This is a genomic window from Bradyrhizobium sp. USDA 3364, assembly GCF_054056355.1.
The window spans coordinates 7,967,046-7,991,385 of the sequence record NZ_JBSRYG010000002.1 but is presented as its reverse complement, the minus strand read 5'-3'; the positions used below and the strand labels follow the sequence as shown (position 1 = coordinate 7,991,385).

18 protein-coding genes and 1 pseudogene are annotated in these 24,340 nt (G+C 61.3%); 10 read left to right on the top strand and 9 right to left on the bottom strand.

Annotation, left to right across the window (positions count from 1 at the left end):
• Window positions 1-350: 350 nt before the first annotated feature.
• Genes ACVILL_RS37745 through ACVILL_RS37735 form a run of 3 tightly spaced genes read left to right on the top strand, consistent with a single transcriptional unit; the run spans window position 351 to window position 3,845 of the window.
• The gene (locus ACVILL_RS37745; RefSeq protein WP_456733668.1) at window positions 351-2,687 is read left to right on the top strand and encodes a PAS domain-containing protein; all 2,337 of its coding nucleotides are present in this window, start codon (window positions 351-353) and stop codon (window positions 2,685-2,687) included.
• Window positions 2,684-3,343, top strand: a complete 660-nt coding sequence (locus tag ACVILL_RS37740; protein WP_456733667.1) for a response regulator transcription factor — start codon at window positions 2,684-2,686, stop codon at window positions 3,341-3,343. The genes ACVILL_RS37745 and ACVILL_RS37740 overlap by 4 nt, the downstream gene beginning before the upstream one ends.
• Window positions 3,344-3,386: 43 nt before the next feature.
• Window positions 3,387-3,845, top strand: coding sequence for a response regulator transcription factor (locus tag ACVILL_RS37735; protein WP_456733666.1), 459 nt, complete (start codon window positions 3,387-3,389; stop codon window positions 3,843-3,845).
• A gap of 398 nt (window positions 3,846-4,243) precedes the next feature.
• On the opposite strand, the gene ACVILL_RS37730 is transcribed toward ACVILL_RS37735, so the two are convergent.
• From ACVILL_RS37730 to ACVILL_RS37720, 3 genes are all read right to left on the bottom strand, one after another.
• Window positions 4,244-4,549 carry a DUF2158 domain-containing protein gene (locus ACVILL_RS37730; protein WP_456733665.1) on the bottom strand — a complete coding sequence of 102 codons (306 nt, stop codon included), beginning with the start codon at window positions 4,547-4,549 and terminating at the stop codon, window positions 4,244-4,246.
• A gap of 162 nt (window positions 4,550-4,711) precedes the next feature.
• Complete coding sequence (locus tag ACVILL_RS37725) at window positions 4,712-6,061, bottom strand: PQQ-dependent sugar dehydrogenase (protein ID WP_456733664.1); 1,350 nt, start codon at window positions 6,059-6,061, stop codon at window positions 4,712-4,714.
• The gene (locus tag ACVILL_RS37720; protein WP_456733663.1) at window positions 6,058-6,489 is read right to left on the bottom strand and encodes a DUF2231 domain-containing protein; all 432 of its coding nucleotides are present in this window, start codon (window positions 6,487-6,489) and stop codon (window positions 6,058-6,060) included. Before ACVILL_RS37720 ends, ACVILL_RS37725 begins: the two co-directional genes overlap by 4 nt.
• A 251-nt stretch (window positions 6,490-6,740) precedes the next feature.
• On the opposite strand from ACVILL_RS37720, the gene fdhD reads away from it, so the two are divergent.
• The 3 genes from fdhD to cydB all read left to right on the top strand — a co-directional run bounded on the left by fdhD (window position 6,741) and on the right by cydB (window position 10,127).
• Window positions 6,741-7,568 (top strand): formate dehydrogenase accessory sulfurtransferase FdhD, encoded by an 828-nt coding sequence (fdhD, locus tag ACVILL_RS37715; RefSeq protein ID WP_456734451.1) that lies wholly within the window; start codon window positions 6,741-6,743, stop codon window positions 7,566-7,568.
• A 157-nt stretch (window positions 7,569-7,725) separates the two neighbouring features.
• The gene (locus tag ACVILL_RS37710; protein WP_456733662.1) at window positions 7,726-9,135 is read left to right on the top strand and encodes a cytochrome ubiquinol oxidase subunit I; all 1,410 of its coding nucleotides are present in this window, start codon (window positions 7,726-7,728) and stop codon (window positions 9,133-9,135) included.
• Window positions 9,136-9,137: 2 nt separating this feature from the next.
• On the top strand, window positions 9,138-10,127 hold the full coding sequence (cydB, locus tag ACVILL_RS37705; RefSeq protein WP_456733661.1) for a cytochrome d ubiquinol oxidase subunit II: 990 nt from the start codon (window positions 9,138-9,140) through the stop codon (window positions 10,125-10,127).
• A gap of 204 nt (window positions 10,128-10,331) precedes the next feature.
• Here the strand turns inward: cydB and ACVILL_RS37700 are convergent, their stop codons facing one another.
• The 4 genes and pseudogenes from ACVILL_RS37700 to ACVILL_RS37685 form a co-directional block, all read right to left on the bottom strand.
• Window positions 10,332-10,868 (bottom strand): ferrochelatase, encoded by a 537-nt coding sequence (locus ACVILL_RS37700; protein WP_456733660.1) that lies wholly within the window; start codon window positions 10,866-10,868, stop codon window positions 10,332-10,334.
• Window positions 10,869-10,961: 93 nt separating this feature from the next.
• Window positions 10,962-12,228, bottom strand: a pseudogene (gene hemA / locus ACVILL_RS37695) (5-aminolevulinate synthase).
• 125 nt (window positions 12,229-12,353) lie between these two features.
• Window positions 12,354-13,817, bottom strand: a complete 1,464-nt coding sequence (locus ACVILL_RS37690) for a catalase (RefSeq protein ID WP_456733659.1) — start codon at window positions 13,815-13,817, stop codon at window positions 12,354-12,356.
• 380 nt (window positions 13,818-14,197) lie between these two features.
• Complete coding sequence (locus ACVILL_RS37685) at window positions 14,198-15,445, bottom strand: cupin domain-containing protein (protein ID WP_456733658.1); 1,248 nt, start codon at window positions 15,443-15,445, stop codon at window positions 14,198-14,200.
• A gap of 224 nt (window positions 15,446-15,669) precedes the next feature.
• On the opposite strand from ACVILL_RS37685, the gene ACVILL_RS37680 reads away from it, so the two are divergent.
• Window positions 15,670-17,976 (top strand): FdhF/YdeP family oxidoreductase, encoded by a 2,307-nt coding sequence (locus ACVILL_RS37680; RefSeq protein ID WP_456733657.1) that lies wholly within the window; start codon window positions 15,670-15,672, stop codon window positions 17,974-17,976.
• 32 nt (window positions 17,977-18,008) lie between these two features.
• Window positions 18,009-18,416 carry a thioesterase family protein gene (locus ACVILL_RS37675; RefSeq protein WP_456733656.1) on the top strand — a complete coding sequence of 136 codons (408 nt, stop codon included), beginning with the start codon at window positions 18,009-18,011 and terminating at the stop codon, window positions 18,414-18,416.
• Window positions 18,417-18,529: 113 nt separating this feature from the next.
• Here the strand turns inward: ACVILL_RS37675 and ACVILL_RS37670 are convergent, their stop codons facing one another.
• On the bottom strand, window positions 18,530-19,216 hold the full coding sequence (locus ACVILL_RS37670; protein WP_456733655.1) for a helix-turn-helix transcriptional regulator: 687 nt from the start codon (window positions 19,214-19,216) through the stop codon (window positions 18,530-18,532).
• Between the two features lie 57 nt (window positions 19,217-19,273).
• Window positions 19,274-19,648 (bottom strand): DUF305 domain-containing protein, encoded by a 375-nt coding sequence (locus tag ACVILL_RS37665; RefSeq protein WP_456733654.1) that lies wholly within the window; start codon window positions 19,646-19,648, stop codon window positions 19,274-19,276.
• A 302-nt stretch (window positions 19,649-19,950) separates the two neighbouring features.
• Here ACVILL_RS37665 and rpoH point away from each other — a divergent pair, with 302 nt between their 5' ends.
• Together rpoH and ACVILL_RS37655 are read left to right on the top strand one after the other, a co-directional pair.
• Window positions 19,951-20,853 (top strand): RNA polymerase sigma factor RpoH, encoded by a 903-nt coding sequence (gene rpoH, locus ACVILL_RS37660; protein WP_456733653.1) that lies wholly within the window; start codon window positions 19,951-19,953, stop codon window positions 20,851-20,853.
• Window positions 20,854-21,080: 227 nt separating this feature from the next.
• Window positions 21,081-24,263 (top strand): efflux RND transporter permease subunit, encoded by a 3,183-nt coding sequence (locus tag ACVILL_RS37655; RefSeq protein ID WP_456733652.1) that lies wholly within the window; start codon window positions 21,081-21,083, stop codon window positions 24,261-24,263.
• Window positions 24,264-24,340: the final 77 nt, after the last annotated feature.

The window sequence follows — 24,340 nt, the reverse complement described above, 5'->3', positions numbered from 1 at the left end:
GACGACTGAACTGAAGGCTTCAAGCAGATATCGGTGCCGGTACCTCGCGTCCATTGCGTGTGGCCACGATCGGTCTACGAGCTTTCAGGAAGGGCGGCCTGCAGGTGAGGTGTTTGGTTCGACGTCGTTCCTTATGGCTATGGACGACTTCCGCGCATCGGGATCGAGCCTGGATCGTGGCCGAATTTGGCCGGACTCCTTCCATAAAATGGACTAATGTCGGGCTTGCCGGGACACCTGAACGTGTTGGAACTCCGCGGAGCCAGTTCACGGAGTTCTAGAAAGTTGCCGTGGCGTTCGTGCTTCTGCGGGATGTTGTCCAGGTCAACCGAGGCGAACGAGCAGCCGGAATGACGAGGTCTGACATTCCCCGACCGTGGTCGACGTCGCTTGCGACTTCGTTTGCGGTGTCGGTTTTGGCAGTTGCCATTGCAGCCATCGCGGCTGACCTCCTGACACGTTTGTTGAGCGCCGAGGCGATCGTATCCCCGCTGCTCTGCGCGGTCATCTTCACTGCGTGGTTCGGCGGTCTCGGCCCCGCGCTGCTGGCGGTCTTTCTCGGCGTATTGGCTTTTCATTGCTACCTTGTGCCGGCGAGCGGTTCGTCGCTATGGAAGCAGGATCTGTTCGCCACAGCCGTCCCCGGGGAGGTGCCTCGACAGATTCTCTTCCTCCTCACAGCGACGGTCGTTGCATTCGTGATCTCGGCGCAGAGGAAGGCCGCAAATGATCTTCGGCGTTCGGGCAGCGATCTGCAAATCGCGATTGACGATCAACGACGGTCTGAGGCCGCGCTTCGACGCAGCGAGGCCTACCTGGCCGAGGCCCAACGTTTGAGCCGAACGAGCAGCTGGGCCTGGGATGTTCGCCTTGGAGAGTTCGTGTATCGGTCCCAGGAGGTTTACAACCTGTTCGGACTTGATCCGAAGAACGACGCCGTGTCACCGCAGCCATTCTATGATCGCATTCTGCAGGGAGACAGGGAACGCGTCATCGAAATGGTGCAGCGCGCCGTTCGAGAGAAAGCAGACCTCGAAGTCGACTTTCGTATCGGGCTCCCAGACGGATCGATCAGATACGTACACTCCGTGGGGCATCCGTTCCTTGGAGAAGACGGCGAAGTGGAGCAACTGGTCGGTACGCATGTCGATGTCACCGAGCAGTACCTCGCCAAAGAAAAGCTGCAGAAGGCGTTTGACGAAATCAAGGGGTCGGAAGATCGCCTTCGACTTGTCGTCGATTCGATCCCGGCGCTGGTCTGGCGCTCCACACCGGAAGGCATTCCTGACTTTCTCAATCAACCGGCCCTCGACTACACCGGCCTCGCCTTGGACCAGGCCGAGACCGGCTGGCCTCGTGCCTTTCATCCTGAAGACAAGAAGGCCATGCTGCAGAAATGGAGCGCGATACGAGCCTCCGGCATGCCGGGCGGGCTCGAAGCGCGGCTCAGGCGGTTCGATGGTGAATATCGCTGGTTCCTGTTCCGCGCCGTGCCGCTGTGCGACGAGTCGGGCGACATCGTCAAATGGTACGGCTCGTCAGCCGATATCGAGGACCGCAAGCGGGCAGAGGAAGAATTGCGGCGAAGCGAGTCCAAATTGGTCGAAGCACAGCGGGTGAGTCAAACCGGCAGCTTTTTCTGGAATATCTCCACCGGCGAGCGCGTGGGGTCCGAAGAACTATTTAGAATTCTGGGATACGACCCGTCGCATCCTCTCACGTTCGAAATGATCCTTGAGCGTGTCCATCCGGAAGATCGCGCGCTCGTGGAGCAGGCACGCGAGCGCGCGTTGCTCAACGGACAGGATCTCGACTACGAGCATCGATTCTTGATGCCCGACGGGTCCGTCAAGTTTGCCCATGTTGTCGCTCACGTTGGGAGAAATCATGACGGCCAGCTGGAGTACGTTGGGGCTGTGGTCGACGTTACGGCGACCAAGCAGGCCGAGGAGAGGCTGCAGAAGGCCCAGACGGAGCTGGCGCATGTGACGCGCGTGACGATGCTGGGAGAAATGACGGCGTCTATTTCGCACGAAGTGAACCAGCCGCTTGCCGCGGTCGTCAATGCCGCCAGCGCCTGCCTGCGTTGGCTCGACGGAGCCCAGCCAAATCTGGACGAAGCGCGCCGAGCTGCCGAATGGGTCATCAAGGAAGGGAACCGGGCGGCTGAAGTGATCCGGCGGGTTCGCAATCTCGCAAAGAATTCCGAATCGCAGAGGGAACTGCTCGACATCAACGGTATCATTGACGAAGTGATGGCGTTGGTGCAGCGCGAGCTGACCACGCGCCAGGTGCGTTGGAGGCTGGAGCTGGCGCCGGCCCTTCCTGTTGTTCTCGCCGATCGGGTTCAACTGCAGCAGGTGATCATCAATCTGGTCATGAACGGTGCAGAGGCAATGCAGCCGATCGTAAGCCGCGCGCATGAGCTGACCATCCGGTCCTATCAGGACGAAGCACGGCGGGTCGTGGTCGATGTCGTCGACTCAGGCGTTGGAATATCCGCTGACAGTGCCGACAAGTTGTTCAATGCATTCTTCACGACGAAATCGGGTGGGATGGGCATGGGACTTTCGATCTGCCGCTCGATCATCGAGGCTCACGGCGGACGGCTGGCGGCCGTTAACAACGCCGGCCCGGGCGCGCGATTCCAGTTCACGTTGCCAACGTATCAGGAGGAGGCTGCGTGACCGGTAGCTCCAAATCGCAACGCGACCCCGCAACCGCGCCTGAGCATGTCGTGTTTATCATCGATGACGACGTGGCGATGCGAGAAACCCTCGGCAGTCTGTTTCGGTCTGTGGGACTACGGGTGGAATTGTTTGGTTCTGCCCGCGAGTTCGCGCAGATCAAGATGCCTGATGCGGCAAGTTGCCTGGTGCTCGATATCAGGTTACCGGGGGTCAGCGGCCTCGACTTCCAGGCCGAATTGGCGGTGGCTGGTATTCGCGTCCCGATCATCTTCATGACGGGGCACGGCGACATTCCGATGTCGGTCCAGGCCATGAAGGCCGGTGCGATCGACTTCCTGACCAAGCCTTTTCGCGACCAGGACATGCTGGATGCCGTCGTCAAAGCGCTCGAGCGAGACCAGAAGCGACGCGACAGCGAGATAGCTGTTGCAGAAATCCGAGTTCGGCTCGGCTCCCTGACAGCACGCGAGCGGGAGGTGATGGGGTTCGTCGTCGAGGGCTTTATGAACAAGCAGGTCGCGGCAAAATTGGGAGTCAGCGAGATTACGGTAAAGGTCCATCGCGTAAACATGATGCGAAAAATGAAGGCGCGATCCGTAATTGATCTGGTGGGAATGGCAGACTCGCTCGGAATCCGGCGCCCAAGAGGTTGAACGCTGAAATCTATACTCAGGTATCGTTTTGCGATCTCGATCCATGGTGCAATCTGAAGCTGCCGTGACGGTGACGCTTTGGATTCCGTCTCCGCACCAAGGAAAGATCGTTTTGTCGAAGCTTCCACTTGTTGCCATCATCGACGATGACGAATCCGTGCGCGTCACGACCGACAGCCTCGTGAGGTCGCTCGGATACGTCGTGCGTACGTTCGCATCGGCCGAAGAGTTCTTGCGGTCGGGATGCGTTGACGACTTCGCGTGCGTCGTCACCGATGTCCAGATGCCTGGCATGAGTGGCGTTCAATTGCAGGATCACCTGCGTGCCCAGGGGAGCCGTGTTCCCTTTGTCTTTTTCACCGCGTTTCCCGATGAGAGCACCCGGGCGCAGGCGCTTGCGGCTGGAGCGATTTGCTACTTGACGAAGCCATTCGACGGCGATGGCCTTATCGAATGTTTCGAGGCGGCGTTGAAGATGCGTGACGGCGGATCCGAAAACTGAGACGGCCCGGTCTGACGCGACGTGGCGACGCATCTCGGAGACTTGAGGTCGGCGGCGCCGATGGACCGACCCGATGCCTCTCGCGGGAGTTCTCCCGACAGAATGCCGCGCACCGCGAAAGCCGCTGGCGCTGAACAACGGCGAGACGGAGATGGCCCAGCCGGTCTGAATCAGAATTGCATCATGCTTGATAATGGATACGTCGCGCCTAGGCCGATCGCTTCGGAACATATGACCCGATGACGCACTTGTAGCCCTTCAGCCTCCACTGGCTGTAGGGGCCATGCGAGAGCCAATCCGCGATCTCATGGTGATGCCGGATTGCCCGCTATTGGTGACGACCTTTTCCAGGCAAAGAGGTCCGTTGCAGAGAACTGCAACCAAGGTAATCAGCATCCTCACCTCCAGGGTAATTCCAAAGCCGCTCGCTGCAGCACGTCGGCTGGGAAGGTCGCATCGGCGGGTTGGCCGCGATCCTCGGTCCAAACGCATTTGACCTGGTCGCCCTTGACCGCGGATACGGTCATCAGGGGTCCTCCAGACCGCAACCTGACGAGCTCGCCGCGCTCGAGCTGGACCGGCACGTTGCTTTGGCCGGCGTCCTGCGGGAGTACGGCCGGCGTGGAGGCGAGTGCTGGAGCCGGCGCGCCGATCGCAAGAAGCAGCGTCGCAACAGCGATGCGTCGTTTGGTTTGCGGATACATGTCAACCTCCATCCTGATTCCGAGATCGGCGCTGGCTGCGCCGATCTGACTAAATTCGATGACAGGTGCAGACCTATCTCACGCACCGATCGAGAGCCTGAGTGCGGGTAGGGAGGCAGGCCCGTTGCCACGCCCGCCTGGATCGCACTTTGGTTTTGATCGCTACGAAGCCGGCTTCGGCGTAGCCGAGACGTCAGCCGATGAGACGCGCCACACCGCGTTGCCGACGTCGTCGGCAACCAGCAGTGCACCACTGCGATCCATGGCGAGGCCGACAGGTCTGCCATGGGTGTGGTTGTTCGCATCAAGGAAGCCGGTGACGACATCCTGCGCCGGGCCGGAAGGCTTGCCATCCTTGAAGGGTACGAAAACGACCTTATAGCCATTGAGCGGCGTTCGATCCCAGCTGCCATGTTCTCCGACGAAGGCGCCGGCCTGATAGTTAGCGGGCAGATTGTGACCGGAGGACATGGCAAACCCCAAGGGAGCCACGTGGGAGCTGAGCGCATAGTCCGGCACGGTCGCTTTGGCAACGAGATCGGGCCGTTGCGGTTGAACGCGCGGATCGAGATGCCGGCCATAGTAGCTATACGGCCAGCCGTAGAAGCCTCCGTCTTTCACCGAGGTGAGATAGTCCGGCACCAGGTCGGGTCCGATTTCGTCGCGTTCGTTGGCAATCGCCCAAAGCTTGCCGGTCGTCGGTTCCCACTGCAGGCCTGTCGGGTTGCGCACACCGCTTGCGAATATGCGATGTGCACCGGTAGCGCGGTCGACCTCCCAGATGGCGGCGCGCTCATACTCCGCCTGCAGGCCGTTCTCTCCGACATTGCTGTTCGATCCGACGCCGACGTAGAGCTTGGATCCGTCCGGGCTGGCCAGGAGGCTCTTGGTCCAGTGATGATCGATCGGGCCACCCGGCAGATCGGTCAGCTTGGTGCCCTTGGCGGTGATGCTGGTCTGTCCGTCCTGATACGGATAGCGCATGATCGCGTCCGTGTTCGCGACATAGAGATCGTTGCCAACCAGCGCGACGCCGAACGGAGAATTGAGGTGATCGAGAAACACCGTGCGCATGTCGGGAATGCCGTCGCCATTGGTGTCGCGGAGCAACGTAATTCGGTTGGCGTCCTTCGCCTTGGCGCCGGCGAACAACTGCACCACGCCGGTGATCAGATCCTTGGGACGGAAAACCGGCGCCTTTGGACCGTTGCTCTCGACGACCAGCACGTCGCCGTTCGGCAGGACGTAAACCGATCGCGGGTGCTGCAGCCCTGCGGCAAGCGCATGGACCTGCAGTCCCTGCGGGACCTTGGGGGTCTCGGACCCCCACCCCACCGGTGTCGCAATCCGGATCGGTGGCAGCAGATATTGTTGCAGCGGCGGCAGCTCGGGATTTGCGCCGATCTGGAGCCTTGGGTCACCTCCGTTATCGTTGCAGCCGGCCAGACCCAACCCGGCAACAGCGGCCATGATGGCGGCAATCCGCGGCAAACTCGTCTTGACTTCGGTCATGCCTTTGCTCCGATGCGATAGCGATGCGTCAACGCCCAGCCGGAGGACATCGCGAAAAGCAGAACGACGAGGACGGCACCCGAGAGGGTCAGCCCCGTGGGAACGACGGCGGTATAGCCGTCCCGGCTATGGACAAGGACATTGAGAATGGACAGCGCGACCGCGGCCGCATAGGCCAGCGCGCGGATCCATGCCGGTCTTTGGTTACGAAAGAGATCGACCACCGCGGCCAGCGCGACGAGGGCGGCCATGACCAGTCCTCCCGCGATCAGCCAGACGGAAAACCGGTACCACATCACCTCGGCGGTTCTCCAATAGGCCAGGTCGGTCGCAAATGCCGCCGCGAAGTAGGCGACCGGGAATGGCACCAGGATCGGGTGAATAGGTCGTCTGAGTGCACCGGCACCAGGACTTTCCGGCTTGGTCATGCTCGCACGCTCCATGCATTGAGTTGGCTGTCGTTAAGCCCGGAATGGCGTCGGCGCGGCCCTACGGCCTGATTGGGCTTGCCTCCGATATCGTCGTCGACCACCGAACGATCTTTCGAATTCGCACGCAGCAGCGCGAATCGATTGCCCGCAAGCGCTGCCGTGCGATCAAGAAAATGGGATCGCGGTACGAAAACGTCTGTCGGGAGGCGCGGCTATCTGAACTGGTACGGTACCTCGAAGGAGCGGTCATGATCGCCGATAGTTCGCTTCAGCAGCGCGCGAAACTTCTCTGGCGCGGTGGAAACCCCACGCTGTCATCGAGATATGTAGCCGAGGAGAGGGCGATTGCGCTCACCTTCGGCGGATCTACCAACGCAGTGATGATGGCTACGCCGGCCGATCTCGAGGATTTCGGGGTTGGTTTTGCCCTGACCGAGGGCGTCATCGAGCAGAGGGGCGAGATTGCCAGCATCGAGATCGTGGAGAGCAACCTCGGAATAGAGCTTCGAATGTGGCTGGACCGATACCGGGCGGACGAACTCTCGGCGCGTCGCCGGGCCATGATCGGTCCGGTCGGCTGCGGATTATGCGGAATCGAAAGCCTGGAGCAAGCCTGTCCCACGCCACGGCCGGTATCAAGCACGGCGACCTTTCGTGCACGCGACCTGTTGAACGCCATGAGCGCGCTCGCGCCGCTGCAAGAACTCAATCAGAAGAAACGGAGCGTGCATGCCGCAGCCTTCTGGCAACCGCACACGGGCATAGGTCTGGTGCGGGAGGATGTCGGCCGTCACAACGCACTCGACAAGCTCGCCGGTGCACTGATGCGGGAAAACATGGCTCGGGGAGGCGGCGCGATCCTTCTGACAAGCCGCGTGTCGGTTGAGATGGTGCAGAAGACCGCGCGGATCGGCGCTCCTGTCCTCGTCGCGGTCTCGGCACCGACCTCGCTCGCAGTCGAAACGGCCGACCAGGCAGGCATCACGCTGATCGCGGTCGCCCGTGCGGACGGATATGAGATCTTTACCCATCCCGATCGCCTCATCTTTTCCGACTGCCCGACGATCGCAGCGTGAAGGCTGCTCGCCATACGGGATCATGCTGCAGCTTCGGCCGGATCTCGCGTGCAAATGCGCAAAATCCATGCGCGCCGGAAAAGGCCGTGGTGAAGCGATCCCTACCTGCACAAAGGGCGGGATCAACGCGAGGCCCGTGAGGGGAAAGGATTCTCACATGGATGCAACGGCGCTTCTGCTGTCGCGGATACAGTTCGGCTTCACCATTTCGTTTCATATCATCTTCCCTGCCTTCACCATCGGTCTTGCGGCCTGGTTGACGGTCCTCGAAGCGATGCATATGCGAACGGGCCGTCCCGTCTATCAGTCGCTGTTCGAGTTTTGGCTCAAGATCTTCGGCGTCGCCTTCGGTATGGGCGTCGTCTCGGGAGTCGTCATGGGGTTCCAGTTCGGAACGAACTGGAGCGTTCTGGCGAAGATGTCGGGACCTATCCAGGGTCCGCTTCTCTCCTACGAGACCTTCACGGCGTTCATGCTGGAGGCCAGCTTCTTCGGAGTCCTCGTGTTCGGACGCAAGCGAGTGCCGCCAAGGTTCTATCTGTTTTCCACCGCGATGGTGTCGCTCGGGACCACATTATCCGCCTTCTGGATCATGACCAACAATAGCTGGATGCAGGTACCGGTCGGTTATGTCCTCCAGAACGGCTACTTCGTACCGGACGATTGGACGAAGATCATTTTCAATTCGGTCGTATGGTCGCGCTTTCCGCACATGCTGCTGGCGGCCTATCTCACGGGTGCATTCTGCGTTGCTGCGACCGGCGCATGGTACGTGTTGCGCGGCGACCACTACGCTGAGACCAGGGTGATGCTGCGGATGGGACTGTTCCTCGCAGCGATTCTAATCCCGGTCCAGCTCGTGTTCGGTCACCTGGTCGGCGACTACGTTCACGACTACCAGCCGGCAAAGTTCGCGGCCATCGAGGGGCGCTGGCATGACGAGCAGCCTGCGAGCGAAGTGCTGATCGGGCTTCCCGACCCGGCGACAGAAAGCAACAAATACGAGATCAAGGTGCCGATCCTCGGAAGCGTCATCGCCAGCTCGAACCTGACCTCGAAGGAGGTGGGATTGGCCGATTTCGCGCCGCAGGATCGCCCGCCGGTGCTGATACCGTTCGTAACCTTCCGCATTATGGTTGGCTGCGGGCTGATCATGCTCGCGATTGCGTGGTTCGGGTCCTATCTGAGCATCAAACGGCGTCTGCGCCGAAACCGAATCATGCTTTGGGCAATCTTTCTCAGCTTCCCGCTTCCGTTCATCGCCATTCTGACCGGCTGGTATGTTGCCGAGGTGGGACGACAGCCCTGGGCGATCTACGGCTTGCTGCGAACTGCGGACGCCGTAACGCCGTTCCTGACTGCGCCGGCGGCGCTGACCTCGCTCGTGCTGTTCGGAGCGATTTATCTCTTCATCTTCTCCTTTGGCACATTCTACATCTATCGGCTTTTGCGCACCGGTCCGACGCGCCTCGTCGTCGAGCCGCCGCACGGCGCCTCTCCAAACCGCCCGATGTCGCTCGCCGACCCGGAGCTCATTCAACCAGGTTACCGGAGCGCGGGAGAATAGAGATGGTCTTGTTCTGGGTTGCTCTTTTGGCCATCAGCATATTGATCTATTTGCTGCTCGACGGGTTCGATCTCGGGGTTGGCATGTTGTTTGGTTTCGCCGGCAGCGAGGCGGATCGCGATACGATGCTCGACACTGTCGCGCCGGTCTGGGATGGCAATGAGACTTGGCTTGTCGTCGCCGGCGTCATCCTGTGGGGCGCGTTTCCACTTGTCTATGCCACGCTGCTGTCGGCCTTCTATCTGCCGGTCATCATCATGTTGCTTGGGTTGATCCTGCGCGGCGTTGCCTTCGAGTTCCGCCACAGGGCGGCGCGGGAGTTTCGCTGGATCTGGGACGTAAGCTTCGTGGGCGGGTCGTTCGCCGCGAGTTTCATGCAAGGCGTGACGGTCGGAGCCCTGGTGCAGGGCTTGAAGTTCACCGACGGGGTCTATGTCGGCGGTGCCTTGGGCTGGCTGAGCCCGTTCTCGCTGTTGTGCGGCATCGGGTTGTGTTCGGGCTATGCTCTTCTGGGCGCCAGCTGGCTGGTGCAGAAGTGCCGGTCGGGCGTCCGTGATACGGCTCACCGCCAGATTCCCGGGCTCGCGCTTGCCGTCCTGGCGTTTCTGATCGTCGTCTTCGCGCATGCCCTGATCGAGAACTTTCCGATCATGCATCGCTGGCTCGACCGGCCTTATATGTTTGTATTTCCAGCCGTCGGAGCCGTGGCCGCGGCCGTGCTGGCCAGCAGCATCCTGCATCGTGACGATCGCTGGCCGTTCGCTGCCGTCGCCATCATCTTCGTCGCGGCGTTTGGAACGCTGGCACTGTCCTTCTGGCCTTACATGATTCCGTTTGCGATCACGATCGACGAAGCGGCGGCGCCTCACGCCAGTCTCGCCTTCATGTTCTGGGGCGAAGGCCTCTTCGTTTTCCCGTTGATGGTGCTGTATGTCGCGATCGGATATCGGGTGTTCAAAGGCAAGGTCGGGGGCGCGGAGGGACATCATTGATCAGGGCGAAGTCTTCTCTGCGTCGCTCTCACAATTGTGCACGGTCGAGCAGCATGTGGCTGCCTACCTGCATTTGAGACCGTGTGACCCCGACACATGGAGGGCGGAGTCTGAAGCCGCCTTCGCTGGACCGGATGAACCGAAAACGATTGAACATGCCCATGGACCTGATCATCACCTGGATTGTAATGTTTGGAGTTATCACTAGCTTGGCTGTGCTATCCCGGTGATCGTCGCGCTATGCTCCGCACATCGTGGTTGCATCAGCCGGGTGTCAAGCGGCATGCCATGAAACGACGCGACGATAACGTCGGGCTCGAGGGCGGCGCTAAGCAGATCCTCGGTCACTGAGTCCGCGATTGCATCGATATAGGCCGCTTCTTCGAAATACGGCGCGGCTATGCGCAACGCCGACTGATGCCGCACGGATGCAAGGACCTCGAAGGGCTTGTCGCATGCGGTTGCGCTGGTGGCGGCCGAATACTGCGGATAGAGCGGCACGAAGAGGGTTCGATCGCATCCTTTCGCCTCCAGGCGCTCGATGGCGGCTTTCAGGGACGGATTTCCGTATCGCATCCCACACTCGACGACGACATCGCAGCTTGTGTTTCCGAGCAGGCCCGCGCGAATCGATCGGGCAGGAACTCGGTCGGTCCCCCCCGGAGTACTGGGATTGCTCAACAGCACCCCGATCTTCCGTGGGCTCGTCCGCCCACCGGCGTCGGAGTGCAGAATGGTCATACGCAGGTCCTCATAGACTGATTCCGCGCCAGGCAATATGGCACGGCGGCTCCGCGGTTAAGGAGGCCGTACTTGCGATGATTTCGGCGGCGCTCAGTAACCTGCCGCGGCTAATGTCAATCCGGGGCGCTCCGAAGGCTGATGCCGCTTTGCGAGAGGAAGACCGAGTTCCCGCCAGACCCAGACCATGGAGTCGACCAACTGTTCGACCAGCCGAGCATCATGTGCCGGCGTCGGTGTAATTCGCAGTCGTTCGGTGCGCCTTGGGACGGTCGGATAATTGATCGGCTGGATATAGATGCCGCATTGGTGGAGCAAAAGCTCGCTCGCCCGCCTGCATAGCTCGGGATCCCCTACCATGACCGGCACGATGTGCGTTTCGGTTGGCATCACGGGCAAGCCGGCTTTGCGCAGAGCGGATTTGGTGGCTGCTACGGACATGCGCTGCGCGTCGCGCTCGCAGCGCGATGCTTTGAGGTGGGCTATCGACGCTCTCGCTGCGGCAGCAACGGCCGGCGGCAGCGCGGTCGTGAAGATGAATCCCGGCGCATGGGATCGCACTGCATCGATGATGGCGCTTCGCCCGGGCAATATAGCCGCCGAGCGTACCGAAGGCTTTGGCGAGCGTCCCTTCGACAATGTCAACCCGATCCATGATGCCATCGCGTTCGGCGATGCCGGCACCGCGTGGGCCGTACATCCCGACCGCGTGCACCTCATCGAGATACGTCATTGCCCCGTAACGATCTGCGAGATCGCAAATCTGCTTGATCGGCGCGACGTCTCCATCCATGGAGTAGACGCTTTCGAAGACGACCAGCTTGGGGCGGTTCGGCGCCGCGCGTGAGAGCAACTGCTCCAGGTGCTCGATGTCGTTGTGCCGCCAGATTTCCTTGGCACAACCGGCCGCGCGCACCCCCTCGATCATGGAGTTGTGATTGAGCGCGTCGGACAGGATAAGACAGTCCGGGAGAAGCTTCGCAAGCGTCGCGATGCCTGTCTGGTTCGAGACATAACCCGATGTAAAGACGAGCGCGGCCTGCTTGCCGTGCAAGTCGGCGATTTCGTCCTCCAGTTCGACGAGTGCACGATTTGTCCCCGAGATGTTGCGGGTGCCTCCTGCGCCCGCTCCCATGTTGCGCGCGGCTCGGCACATCGCTTCGATGACTTTCGGATGCTGACCCATGCCAAGGTAGTCGTTCGAGCACCAGACGACGACGTCCTGCTTGCCGTCCGGTCCATTCCAAACGGCATGGGGAAATTGTCCCGCTCGGCGTTCCAGATCGACGAACACGCGATATCGTTGCTCGTACTTGAGAGCATTGATTGCGTGTTCAAAGCTGCCAATATAGTCGAACATCATCGGACTCCTCCTGGGACCATCCCCACCGGACGCGAAGCGCGAAGGGAGCGGTGCCTCGCTGTGCCCGCGCAGATCGGCGCGGGTATGCGTCCAAGCGAGGTCTCGCCGCCTTCTGACGATGGCTAGAGCTTGCCCTCGGTGAACCTGGCGAGGGCGTCGGCGACTCCCTTGCCGTAAGCGGGGTCCGCCTTTGCGCAGTTGGCGACGTGGCGTTCCTGGATGTGCCTTGCGGCCTGGCCCACCTGGCGTGCGGTGTTGTCGAACAGCGTCTGCTTCTGCGCCGAGGTCATCTTCCGGAAGAGATTTCCCGGCTGCTGCCAGTGATCGTCATCCACCCGGTGGTCCCAGTGCGCGGCAGCGCCGGTGATCTCGAGAGGCGGCTCGTTCAACTGGGGCCGGTCGGTCCATTCGCCGCGGCTGTTTGGCCAGTACGTCGGGGTACGGCCGAGATTGCCGTCAGTCCGCATTGCACCGTCGCGGTGATAGCTATGGAACGGGCATTTCGGTGCGTTGACCGGAATGTGGTGATGGTTGACACCGAGCCGGTAGCGCTGCGCGTCTCCATAGGAGAACAAGCGCGCCTGGAGCATCTTGTCCGGCGAGTAACCGATACCCGGCACGATATTGGCGGGTGAGAACGCTGCCTGCTCGACCTCGGCAAAGACGTTTTCGGGATTCCGATTGAGCTCGAAATAGCCCACCTCGATGAGCGGATAGTCGGCCTTCGGCCAGACCTTGGTGAGATCGAACGGATTGTAGGCAAATTTCGTCGCCTGCTCGTCCGTCATCACCTGAATGCACAGGGTCCAGCGCGGAAATTCGCCTTGCTCGATGCTGCCGAACAGGTCTCGCTGGTGGCTTTCGCGATCCTTGCCGACGAGTGACTGCGCTTCTGCGTCGGTCAGGTTCTGAATACCCTGCTGGGTACGGAAGTGAAACTTCACCCAGACGCGCTCATTGTTCGCGTTGAGCAGGCTGTAGGTGTGACTACCGAAGCCATGCATATGGCGGTAGCTCCTCGGGATGCCGCGCTCGCTCATGACGACGGTGACCTGGTGCAGCGCCTCGGGAAGCAGCGTCCAGAAGTCCCAGTTGTTGTCGGCGCTCCGCATGCCCGTATAGGGGTCGCGCTTGATGGCGTGGTTCAGATCGGGAAAGCGCAGCGGATCGCGGAAGAAGAAGACCGGCGTGTTGTTGCCGACCATGTCCCAGTTGCCTTCTTCCGTATAGAACTTGAGCGAGAACCCGCGGATGTCACGTTCGGCGTCCGCCGCGCCGCGCTCGCCCGCTACCGTCGAGAACCGCGCGAACATCGGCGTCTGCTTGCCAACCTCGGAGAAGATCCCGGCCTTGGTGTAGCGGGTGATGTCGTGGGTGACCGTGAACGTGCCGTGAGCGCCCGAGCCCTTGGCGTGCATTCGCCGCTCAGGAATGACTTCCCGGTCGAAATGCGCGAGCTTCTCGATCAGCCAGACATCCTGCAGCAACGCCGGTCCACGCGGCCCGGCCGTCTGTATGTTGACGTTATCCGTGACCGGCGCTCCGGATGCGTGCGTCAGATACGGTCTTCCAGTCTTGTCGTTCATTAGGGTTCTCCTGTGAGATCGGTGTTGGCAGAATGCTGGTCAATAGGTGGGTGATGAGTGTGCTCTGGGACCAAGAGGCAGGACCTCACAATCGGTCTCGACGGGCCAGGGTCCGAAGGCCCGGCTTGGGAAGCGACGGCGCCGTCAGCGTCGGCGTTTCGCGCGATCGAAGCTGTCGATATCGATCGAGACGTCTGCGGATCTCTGCATCTATGAACGCAGAATTAAAAGTCATGCCGGTTGGCCACAATGCGAGAGGTCCATCGAAACCGGCCAAAAGTCCGTCGATATTGGCCAGCGTCGACCCGGGGGCGAATACGGGAGAATCCATGGCTTGCAGCTGTTCGGAATTCACGAACCGATTGTGCGAAATGCTTTATCTACCGCTTCGGCATCACACCCGGCGCATTGTCGGGCCAACTCGCGATCGTGGCGTCGTCGACATTGAGATGTTGCGCCACGAGCTTCGACGGCGTATGCGCGAGCCAGTTGGAGAGGGAGACTTCCTCGTAGTGCGGGGCCCGGAACACGCCGATGAATTGTAGATCGGTGTCGCCGACGTTCTCGACATAGTGCCCGAGGTTGCGCCGGACATAGCCGATGTCGCCGGCATTGAAGTCCATGGTCAGCGCGTTCGGGCCGGTGTCAAACACGGTCATGCGCGCCTTGCCCTTGAGATAATACTGCCACTCGTCCGCATTGGGGTGCCAGTGCATCTCCCTGATGCCGCCGGGACGAACTGTGACCAGTGCGGCCGACACTGCCGTTGAAACCTTGAAATTGCTGCTATCGGCGATCTGGATGCTTCCAGTATCGGACGATTTGAACGGACTGGAGGATCCGAGCGGGAAGATGAAAGGATGAGTGGCGACGGGGGCATCTTTCTGGATGGCGGCGCGGTCGCCGGCGAGGTCGCCGGGCACGGTGCCCTGGAAGATCCAGAGATTGTGCAGCGGGATCCTGGCGAATGTGTCAGCCGGAACGCCGAAGTTCTTGGCCAGGATCTCGGGGGGTGTGTGAGCGAACCAGTCCGAGACGAGCAAGGTGTTGAATTCGTCGGCATGCCCGTCATCGAAGCAGATCACGAATTCGCATCCATCCGGACCCAAGCCCTGCAGTGAATGCGGCGCTCCCGGCGGGAAGTACCAGAGATCGCCTTCCTTGACGTCCGCGACATAGGGACGACCGTGTGCATCGAGCACCGTCACACGGCAGGTGCCATAGGTCATGATGGCCCACTCGGCGGCCTGGTGCCAATGCAGTTCGCGGATGCCGCCGGCGGTCAGGCGCATATTGACGCCGGAGATCTCCTTGGAAATGGCAAAATCGGCAACTGTGACCTGGCGCGCCCATCCGCCATTCTGGATGCGCTTCGGCGCGTTGTTGAAGGAGGCCCACGGTGTCGGCATGCCGCCGACATCGGTCGCCGGGGGAGATTGCGCGGAAGGAAATTGATTGCCCAGAACCTCACTCTGCGGACCCGGATCGCGGAGATTTCCCGGGCCCTTCGCGTTGATGGCGCCCTGGGGCGGCTCGTCCGGATTGCCGAAGGAGCCGGCCTTCGCCGCGGACACAGTCATTGCCGCGCCCATTGCCGAGGCCGCCAGCAGGTTTCGTCTCGAAATCATGATCGCATCTCCAGGAGGATTGCACCGCGGAGCAGTCAACAGCGGTCTCTCTCCATGGAGTTAGGAAAGCGCCGATAAGTGCCAATCCAGAGAGGACGTCGGCTTTTCGAGAATGCACTACGACGTCTCCGGTCTGGCGCGTCGCCACGAACCGGCATTCTTGAAAGAAAGTCGGCGACCGGAATTGCAAATGTTCTGCATCGGTACCCGCAGAGGTTCTTGCGATGTCGGAACGGAAGGCAATTCACCCCTATCATCATCCGGCCGGTGGGTGGGGTGCACTCAAGGCGCTCAGCGAACATCTGATCGAGCAGCGGATTCCGTTCAAGGGAGCGTCTACGCTCCGATGCATGAATCAGCCCGAAGGGTTCGACTGTCCCGGGTGCGCCTGGCCCGATCCGAAACACACCTCGTCGTTCGAGTTCTGCGAGAATGGTGCGAAGGCTGTAGCGTGGGAGGCGACCGCCAAGCGTTGCACGCCGGAGTTCTTCGCCGAGCACTCGGTGGCAGAACTTGCCACCTGGAGTGACTATGATCTCGAGATGGTAGGCCGCCTCACGCATCCGATGGCCTATGATGGAGCGACGGACAGCTACCTCCCGGTGAGCTGGAACGAGGCATTCTCGATCATCGGTCGCCATCTGAGGGCGCTGCCAGATCCGAACATGGCGGAGTTCTACACGTCCGGCCGCACTTCGAACGAAGCCGCCTTTCTGTATCAACTCTTCGTGCGCGAGTACGGCACCAACAATTTCCCCGACTGCTCGAACATGTGCCACGAGGCAACGAGCGTCGGCTTGCCGCAGTCCATCGGCGTGGGCAAGGGCACGGTCTTGCTGGAGGATTTCGACAAGGCCGATTGCATTTTCATCTTTGGCCAGAATCCCGGCACCAACAGCCCGCGCATGATGAGCAATTTGCGTGATGCCGCCCGCCGTGGCGCTTCGATCATCTCGTTCAATCCCTTCCGTGAACGCGCACTGGAACGCTTTCAGGCCCCGCAGAGCCCGGTCGAGATGGCGACGTTGGGCTCGACGCAGATCAGCTCACGGCTCCACCAGGTGCGTGTCGGCGGCGACGTCGCAGTGATCAAAGGTCTCATGAAGGTCCTGGTCGATGAAGACGCTTTGGCGCGGGCGAGCGGCGATCAGGCCGTTCTGGACTGGGATTTCATCCGTGAACACACCCACGGCCTTGATGAACTGGCAAGTGACCTGAGGGCCACGCAATGGCCTGATATCGAGCGTTATTCGGGGCTGCGCCGCGAAGAGATCGAATATGCCGCGCGAGCCTACATGAAAGCCGAGCGGGCGATCATCGTCTATGGCATGGGCATTACCCAGCATCGGCGCGGCGCACAAAACGTTCAGCAATTGGCCAATCTCGCTCTTCTTCGCGGCCATATCGGCCGTGAAGGCGCCGGCATCTGCCCGGTCCGCGGCCATTCGAACGTGCAAGGGGATCGTACGGTCGGCATCACCGAGACACCGTCCGGTGAGTTTCTCGATCGGCTGGAATCCCGGTTTGGTTTCAAGGCGCCTCGTGCGCACGGTCACAATGTCGTCACGGCGCTTGAAGCGATGATTCGCGGTGACGCGAAAGTGTTCATCGCGATGGGCGGCAACTTTGCTGCCGCAATTCCCGATTGGCAGCTGACGCAAGATGCAATCAGGCGGCTCAATCTCACGGTCCACATCTCGACCAAGCTCAACCGCAGTCACCTGATCCACGGGCGCGATGCCCTGATCCTGCCCTGCCTTGGCCGCACGGAGATTGACATCCAGGCGACCGGGGCTCAGTCGATCACCGTGGAGGACTCCATGTCGATGGTGCACGCGTCGGCCGGTCGTAACCAGCCTGCCTCCGAGCATCTTCTGAGCGAACCCGCGATCGTCGCCGGCATGGCCCGGGCGGCTCTGGGGCAGTCCTCCGTCGTCGACTGGGACGGCTTCGTCGCCGACTACGATCTTATTCGCGAGGCGATCGAGGTCGTGTTGCCGATATTTCAGGCCTACAACGCACGAATTCGCGTGCCCGGCGGCTTCCATCTGGTCTCGACCGCGCGCGAGCGGATCTGGGCGACGTCCAGCGGCAAGGCAAATTTTCTGATCTTCGAGGGCCTCGGCGAAGATCCGGACGACGATCATCCGGAGACGCTCTGGCTGAGCACAATTCGCAGCCATGATCAGTACAATACGACGCTGTATTCGCTGTCCGATCGCTATCGGGGCGTCTACGGCCAGCGCGACATTGTGTTCCTCAATCAGTTCGAACTGGACAAGCGCGGGCTCGCGGACGGCGATCGCGTCGATCTGGTGACCGTGTCGACGGACGGTCGAGAGCGGCGGGTGCGCAATTTTCGCGTGGTCGGATATTCGTTCCCGAACGGTTGCTGCGCCGCCTACTACCCGGAGACCAATCCGCTGGTGCCACTCTATGCGCACGATCCCCTCAGCTTTACGCCGTCTTCCAAGGGTATCCCGGTCCGGATCGAGCGCGTTGGCGCCAACGTCATTGACGAGCCCGCGTGACGGGACTGAAGCGATCACAGGAGTTGAGACCGATGAAGCCGAGCACGAATATCACCATCGGCATGGCTGCCGCCGTGTCGATTGTGGTCACCTCCGATATGACGGTCGGGCATTTCGTTCCGGGCATGCCACAAGTCTATGCGACCCCGATGATGATCCTGCATATGGAAATGGCCGCTGGCCTCGCGGTCGCAGCCGCTCTGCCGCCGGGCTACGTCAGCGTCGGCATGTCGGTCGATATCCGGCATCTGGCGGCCACGCCGATCGGCGGCCGGGTACGCGCGCTTGCGCGGGTCAAAAGCTTCGGCGCAAAGAGCCTCCTCTTCGAGATCGAGGCGTGGAATGATCTTGGAAAGATCGGTGCTGGAACCCACCGCCGGGGGATCGTGAATGTTCCCGAGTTCGAGAGACGGTTCGGCGTTCACCAGGCCGTGGCCTGACGTCTCCGCCCGCTGCCGGCAACGGCGCGGTCATCCTACAGGCAAGCCTCGAAATCGACGCCATTGGTTCCGGCTGCCGTCGACTGGCTTACATGGCAGATCGGGCGGTGCCGTCAGGGGAGTTCTGTGGCGGCCAGCCCGAACTCGGACCGTGGCGACATGTGATTGCCGACCCGCCAGCTCCGGGGCGTGCATCCCGTGAACCGTTTGAAGACGGTCGTAAAGTGGGCTTGGGTCTGGAAGCCGACCGTGAGCGCGATCTCCATGATCGGCATCGTGGTGTCCCTCATCAGTTCCGCGGCGCGTCGAATACGCCGCTGCAGCAGGAATTCGTGCGGGCGCAGGCCCGTCGCCACGCGAAATTGAGAGGCGAAGTGCATACGGCTAAGTCCTGCGACCGCAGCCAGATCGCGCGAGGTCATCTTCGACGATATGCTGGCATCGATGTAGTCGACGACACGTTTGAGCCGCCATTTCTGCAGCCCCTGGACATGGCGGCCGCGAACCGTGGCCTGATCGGCCCTGGTCGATTGCTCCTCGGCAGGCCCCAGACCAAACTGCCTGGCCGCGATCGCGAGCCGAAGTGCCTCCATGCATTGACGATCATTGTTGTGCGTAGCGACCTTCAGGGCCTCAAGCAGCGACCGAACGACTTGATCTCTGGATTCTATTTCGGCGGCCGCCGGCGGAAGGGTCGACAGGCGGCCTCCGGCAACGGACGCTGAACGTCCCGCCTCGTTGCCGCCCGGGGTGGGGCGCGCCAGCAATTGCCGAAGGGGATCATGGATCTGAACGGACATCTTGAATCGCTCCGGATGAACAATGCTGTCAGGTCTTCACGATGTGGCGAGATGCCATCAATTCGATGCGCGCGCGGCAGCCTCTGCGCCGGTCGACGGCATCAAATTGACGGCGGCCGGCAGCGCGTGACGAAGGGAGGAGATTTCCTGCTTCTGCTGGCTCACCATTTTCCTGGCGAGCTGCCGGAGTTCGCCGTTGTGGCCGTACTTGATCTCCGCGCTCGCCATATCGATCGTGCCCTGATGGTGAAGGACCATCACACTGACGAAATCGCGATCGATGTCGTCCGCCGGCGTCATCAGCATGCTGCGGCTGATGTTGCTCATCGCAAGTTCGATATCGAACAGAAACTGCTGCTCGTCCGCATCCTTCACCGTGCGGGCTTCGGAACCAGGCTTCGGGTCCTGCGCGAGAGCAAATGATGTCGCCATGACCGTTAGGCTGGTCGCTAGCGAGATAGCGCGTCTGCGCACGAATCCGCGGGAAAAGGACGGCACATCGAACTCCGTGGCAAGCTAATGTGGTCGGTATCACGCAGACGAATGCGTGTTGCTGCCTTGAAGATGCCAGGGGCGATCGATCAGCTCAATTAAAAATGGTTTTAAGGTTCGGCGAGCGAGACGCCGTCAACGCCGGTTAAACCCGAATTCAGATTTCTTAAGCCCAATTTAGTGGCCGCCCGGTCTGCGGTCTTCCTACAGTTGAGGTGCCGGACCCAACGTAGGAGCAGCAAATGCAGGTTCAAAAGGCCACCGCCAATGTCACCGGACTGCCAGCACTGCAGTCGGCTGGCATTCTCGCCTATTCCGCAGCCATCAGGCGCTTCGACCTGCTCGAGCGCAGCCGGGAGCAACAGCTCGCGCGGCGCTGGCAGGAGCGGCGCGACAGAAGCGCGACCGATGAACTGGTTACGAGCCATCTTCGCCTCGCCGCCAAGGTGGCGCGCGGCTACAAGGGGTACGGTCTTCCCATCGCCGACCTGATCGCGGAAGCCAATCTTGGGCTCGTGATTGCAGCGTCCCGTTTTGAACCCGGACACGGCGCGCGGTTTTCGAGCTATGCCGTGTGGTGGATCAAGGCGACCGTCCACGAATTCATCTTGCGCTCGTGGTCTCTGGTCAAGATCGGCACGACGGCAGCGCAGAAGAAACTCTTCTTCCGGCTGCGCGGCGAAATGAGGAAGCTCGCTGGCGAGACTACGGCGCTGACGCCGGAGGTTGCCCAGGCCATTGCGGACAAGCTCGAGGTGACCGTCCGCGACGTGATCGAAATGGATAGCCGGCTCGGTGGCGATCTGTCCCTGAATACCCGTATCGGCGACGGCGATCGGTCGACGGAGTGGGAAGCGACGCTTGTCGATGACGCCCCTGATGCGGAGGAGATCGTCGCGAAGCATGACGAGACGACCCGCCGGTCGGCGGCGCTGCGTTCCGCACTGGAGGTCTTGACCGAGCGTGAGCGGCGCGTGTTCGAGGCGAGACGGCTCGCAGAGCCTCCATTGACCCTTGACCAGCTCGGTTGCGAACTGTCGATCTCGAGCGAACGGGTGCGGCAGATCGAGACGTCTGCATTCGCCAAAGTCAAGCGCGCGACGATACAAGGAGCCCGGGCGGCCGGCGACGGAATGGCTGCGTGAGGCGCACGAGCATCGGGCCTGTGCGCTGGTTAGCGCAGGCTCGTCTCGACGTGAGCGGGAGCCGCGGCCGATCACGGCTGCGCGATGCCTGACCAAAAGGTGAAATTGCGCGATGGCTTCGTCATTTCATCTTTGCGCGACCGAATTCCAACTTGATTGAAGCGGCTGGCCGATCGACGCGGTGTCTTGCCGAGCGTTTTGAGCCGGCAGGCGCGCAGGGGTTTTGAATGGGAATCGTCCGATTTGCGTTGAGGTTTCCGCACACCTTCTACGTGGTGGCGGCTCTGATCCTGTTCCTGGGTGGTGCGGCGTTGTGGTCGATGCCGACGGACATCTTTCCGGAGATACGCATCCCGGTGGTGACTGTCATCTGGCAGTATACCGGGCTGTCTACGCCGGAGATGGAGCAGCGCGTCAGCACATACAGCCAGTATTCCATCAGCGCCAATGTCAATGGCATCAAGAACATGGAGTCGCAGACCCTCAACGGTCTGTCTGTGCAGAAGATCTACTTCCAGCCCGACGTCAATCTCGACCTGGCTATCGCGCAGATCGTCTCCGCCACCAACTCGATTCGTGCGTTGATGCCGCCGGGCATCCAGCCGCCGATCGTCGTGCAGTTCAATGCGTCGAGCGTTCCCGTGCTGCAACTCGCCCTGAACTCGGACAGTCTCAACGAGCAGCAACTCTATGACTTCGGCATCTATCGCGTCCGGCAGCAGCTTGCGCCGGTTCCCGGCGTCACTCTGCCCACACCGGCCGGCGGCAAATACCGCCAGATCATGGTGGACATCGATCCCGACAAGCTCCTGTCCCGAGGCCTGACGCCGCTCGATATCGTCAACGCGGTCAACACTCAGAATCTTACGCTGCCTTCCGGCACCGCGAAGATGGGAGATATCCAATACACGGTGCGTACCAATGCGACGCCGGCGACGATCGACGACCTCAACAAGATCCCGGTCAAGTTCTCGAACGGCGCCACCATTCTGCTGAAGGACGTTGCCCAGGTGCGCGATGGCTCGATGGTGCAGCAGAACATCGTCCGCGAGGACGGTCGTCGCTCGGTGCTTCTCAGCATCATCAAGAATGGCAATGCCTCGACGCTGGCAGTCGTCAACGGCGTGAAAAAGGCGCTGACTTCGGTTCGCGCTGCCGCTCCTCCCGGGCTCAAGATCACGGAGCTATTCGACCAGTCGGTCTTTGTCACGAATTCGATGAATGGCGTGCTCCGGGAAGGAGCGATCGCGGCGGGGTTGACCGCCATGATGATCCTCCTGTTCCTGGGCTCGTGGCGTTCGACCCTGGTGGTGATGATTTCAATCCCGCTGGCGATCCTGTCGTCGCTTGTCGTGCTCTACTTCCTCGGGGAAACGCTGAACACAATGACGCTGGGCGGCCTCGCTCTCGCCGTCGGAATCCTGGTCGACGATTCGACCGTCACGATCGAGAACACTCACCGGCTGTGGACGGAGAAGGGCATGTCGCTCGCGGACGCAACCCTGCATGGCGCGGCCGAGATCGCGGTACCCACGCTGGTGTCCACCCTCGCCATCAGTTGCGTGTTCACGTCGGTGGTGTTCCTCGAGGGGCCAGCCAAATACCTGTTTACGCCGCTGGGCCTCGCCGTCGTGTTCGCGATGCTTGCGTCCTACGGGCTGTCGCGGACGCTGACGCCGATCACGATTGGGCTGCTGCTGAAGGGCGAGCGCCGGCATGTCCACGGCGAAGTCTCCGGCGGGCTGTTCTCGCGCCTGTCCAACGCTTTCGAGCGCAGCTTCGAGCGGCTGCGTGACGGTTATTCCCGGCTTCTCGGATTGCTGCTTCGACGCCGCGCGGTCGTGCCGATTGCTGCGATCCTGATGCTCGGCCTGGGCGCGGTGATGCTGAGCCTGGTGGGAAGGGACTTCTTCCCATTGATCGACGGTGGCCAGATCCAGCTCCATGTCCGCGCGCCGGCGGGAACTCGGATCGAGAGTACGGAGGCCATATTCCAGAAGGTTGAAGACAAGATCCGCGAAGTCATTCCCGAGAAGGATCGTTCGCTCATCGTCGACAATATCGGACTGCCCGCGCGGGCGTATAACCTGGCCTTCGCCGACGGCTCGACCATCGGCATCAATGACGGCGTCATCCTGGTCTCGCTCCGGGATGGTCACAAGCCGACTGCGCAGTACGTCAAGAAGCTGCGTCAGGTCCTGCCGGCGTCGTTCCCGGAGGACACTTTCTATTTCCAGGCCGCCGACATCGTCACGCAGATATTGAACTTCGGACTGCCGGCGCAGATCGACGTTCGGACTGTCGGCTATGGAGCCAACAATCTGGCGGTCGCCAATGAGCTTCAGAAGCGGCTGGCCGCCATTCCGGGTGTCGTCGATGCCCATCTCCAGCAGGAAATCGACGGTCCGGCGTTCTATGCGGATATCGACAGGACCCGTGCCGCTCAGCTCGGCCTGAACGCCAGCACGGTCGCGACCAACATCAATGTCAGCCTCAGCTCGTCGGTGCAGGTGTCGCCGAATTTCTGGACGGATCTGAGCTCCGGCATTCCTTACTACCTCGCCGTGCAGACACCGGAATACAAGGTCAATTCGCTCAATGCGCTCGCCAACACGCCGGTATCGACGTCGCTCGCCGCGAGTGGCCAGACGGTGCCGGGCATGCTCAGCAACGTCGCGACCTTCAAGCGCGATACGGTGCCGACCAACGCCAATCAGAGCAACGTCCAGCCGGTCTACGAGGTCTATGCCAGCGTGCAGGGACGCGATCTCGGCAGCGTCGCGGCTGAGATCGGCAGGGTCACTGCCGAGTTGCAGAAGGAATTGAAGCCCGGCAATTCGATCCAGGTCCTCGGCCAGATCCAGAGCATGAACGACTCGTTTCGGGATCTCGGCATCGGCCTCGTGTTCGCGGCAGTCTTCGTCTACCTGCTGATGGTCGTGAACTACCAGAGCTTTGGTGAGCCCTTCGTGGTCATCCTGGCTTTGCCCGCGACGCTTTGCGGCATCGTGACCATGCTGTTCATCACCGGGACCACGCTCAATGTCCCGTCACTGATGGGTGCAATCATGTCCGTCGGTGTTGCGTCGGCGAACTCCATCCTGCTGGTGACCTTTGCGCGCGAGCAGCAGCTGAAGGGGTATTGCGCCTTTGAGGCGGCACTGAGCGCCGGTCGCACTCGGATCCGGCCGGTGCTGATGACGGCTGCCGCGATGATCGTCGGCATGATCCCGATGGCGATCGGCGGTGCCGGCGAGGAGCAGAACGCGGCACTCGCGCGCGCCGTGATCGGCGGACTGCTGTTTGCAACGCCGACAACCCTGCTCATCGTCCCTTATCTGTTTGCCATGCTGCGCAAGGGGAATGATGGAAAACCGCAGCATGGTGTGTTCGAGGAATCGCAGGCATGACAGAGATAGATGTGCGGCCCGACCAGACGCTCCACGACCTCGATCGGTCGGGCGATGCGAACGGACGTTCCCTGAAG

Coding starts and splice junctions, on each gene's coding strand:
- ACVILL_RS37745 (WP_456733668.1), top strand. CDS start 351: ATGACGAGGTCTGACATTCCCCGACCGTGGTCGACGTCGCTTGCGACT.
- ACVILL_RS37735 (WP_456733666.1), top strand. CDS start 3,387: ATGGTGCAATCTGAAGCTGCCGTGACGGTGACGCTTTGGATTCCGTCT.
- ACVILL_RS37730 (WP_456733665.1), bottom strand. CDS start 4,549: ATGTATCCGCAAACCAAACGACGCATCGCTGTTGCGACGCTGCTTCTT.
- ACVILL_RS37725 (WP_456733664.1), bottom strand. CDS start 6,061: ATGACCGAAGTCAAGACGAGTTTGCCGCGGATTGCCGCCATCATGGCC.
- ACVILL_RS37720 (WP_456733663.1), bottom strand. CDS start 6,489: ATGACCAAGCCGGAAAGTCCTGGTGCCGGTGCACTCAGACGACCTATT.
- fdhD (WP_456734451.1), top strand. CDS start 6,741: ATGATCGCCGATAGTTCGCTTCAGCAGCGCGCGAAACTTCTCTGGCGC.
- ACVILL_RS37710 (WP_456733662.1), top strand. CDS start 7,726: ATGGATGCAACGGCGCTTCTGCTGTCGCGGATACAGTTCGGCTTCACC.
- cydB (WP_456733661.1), top strand. CDS start 9,138: ATGGTCTTGTTCTGGGTTGCTCTTTTGGCCATCAGCATATTGATCTAT.
- ACVILL_RS37700 (WP_456733660.1), bottom strand. CDS start 10,868: ATGACCATTCTGCACTCCGACGCCGGTGGGCGGACGAGCCCACGGAAG.
- ACVILL_RS37690 (WP_456733659.1), bottom strand. CDS start 13,817: ATGAACGACAAGACTGGAAGACCGTATCTGACGCACGCATCCGGAGCG.
- ACVILL_RS37685 (WP_456733658.1), bottom strand. CDS start 15,445: ATGATTTCGAGACGAAACCTGCTGGCGGCCTCGGCAATGGGCGCGGCA.
- ACVILL_RS37680 (WP_456733657.1), top strand. CDS start 15,670: ATGTCGGAACGGAAGGCAATTCACCCCTATCATCATCCGGCCGGTGGG.
- ACVILL_RS37675 (WP_456733656.1), top strand. CDS start 18,009: ATGAAGCCGAGCACGAATATCACCATCGGCATGGCTGCCGCCGTGTCG.
- ACVILL_RS37670 (WP_456733655.1), bottom strand. CDS start 19,216: ATGTCCGTTCAGATCCATGATCCCCTTCGGCAATTGCTGGCGCGCCCC.
- ACVILL_RS37665 (WP_456733654.1), bottom strand. CDS start 19,648: ATGGCGACATCATTTGCTCTCGCGCAGGACCCGAAGCCTGGTTCCGAA.
- rpoH (WP_456733653.1), top strand. CDS start 19,951: ATGCAGGTTCAAAAGGCCACCGCCAATGTCACCGGACTGCCAGCACTG.
- ACVILL_RS37655 (WP_456733652.1), top strand. CDS start 21,081: ATGGGAATCGTCCGATTTGCGTTGAGGTTTCCGCACACCTTCTACGTG.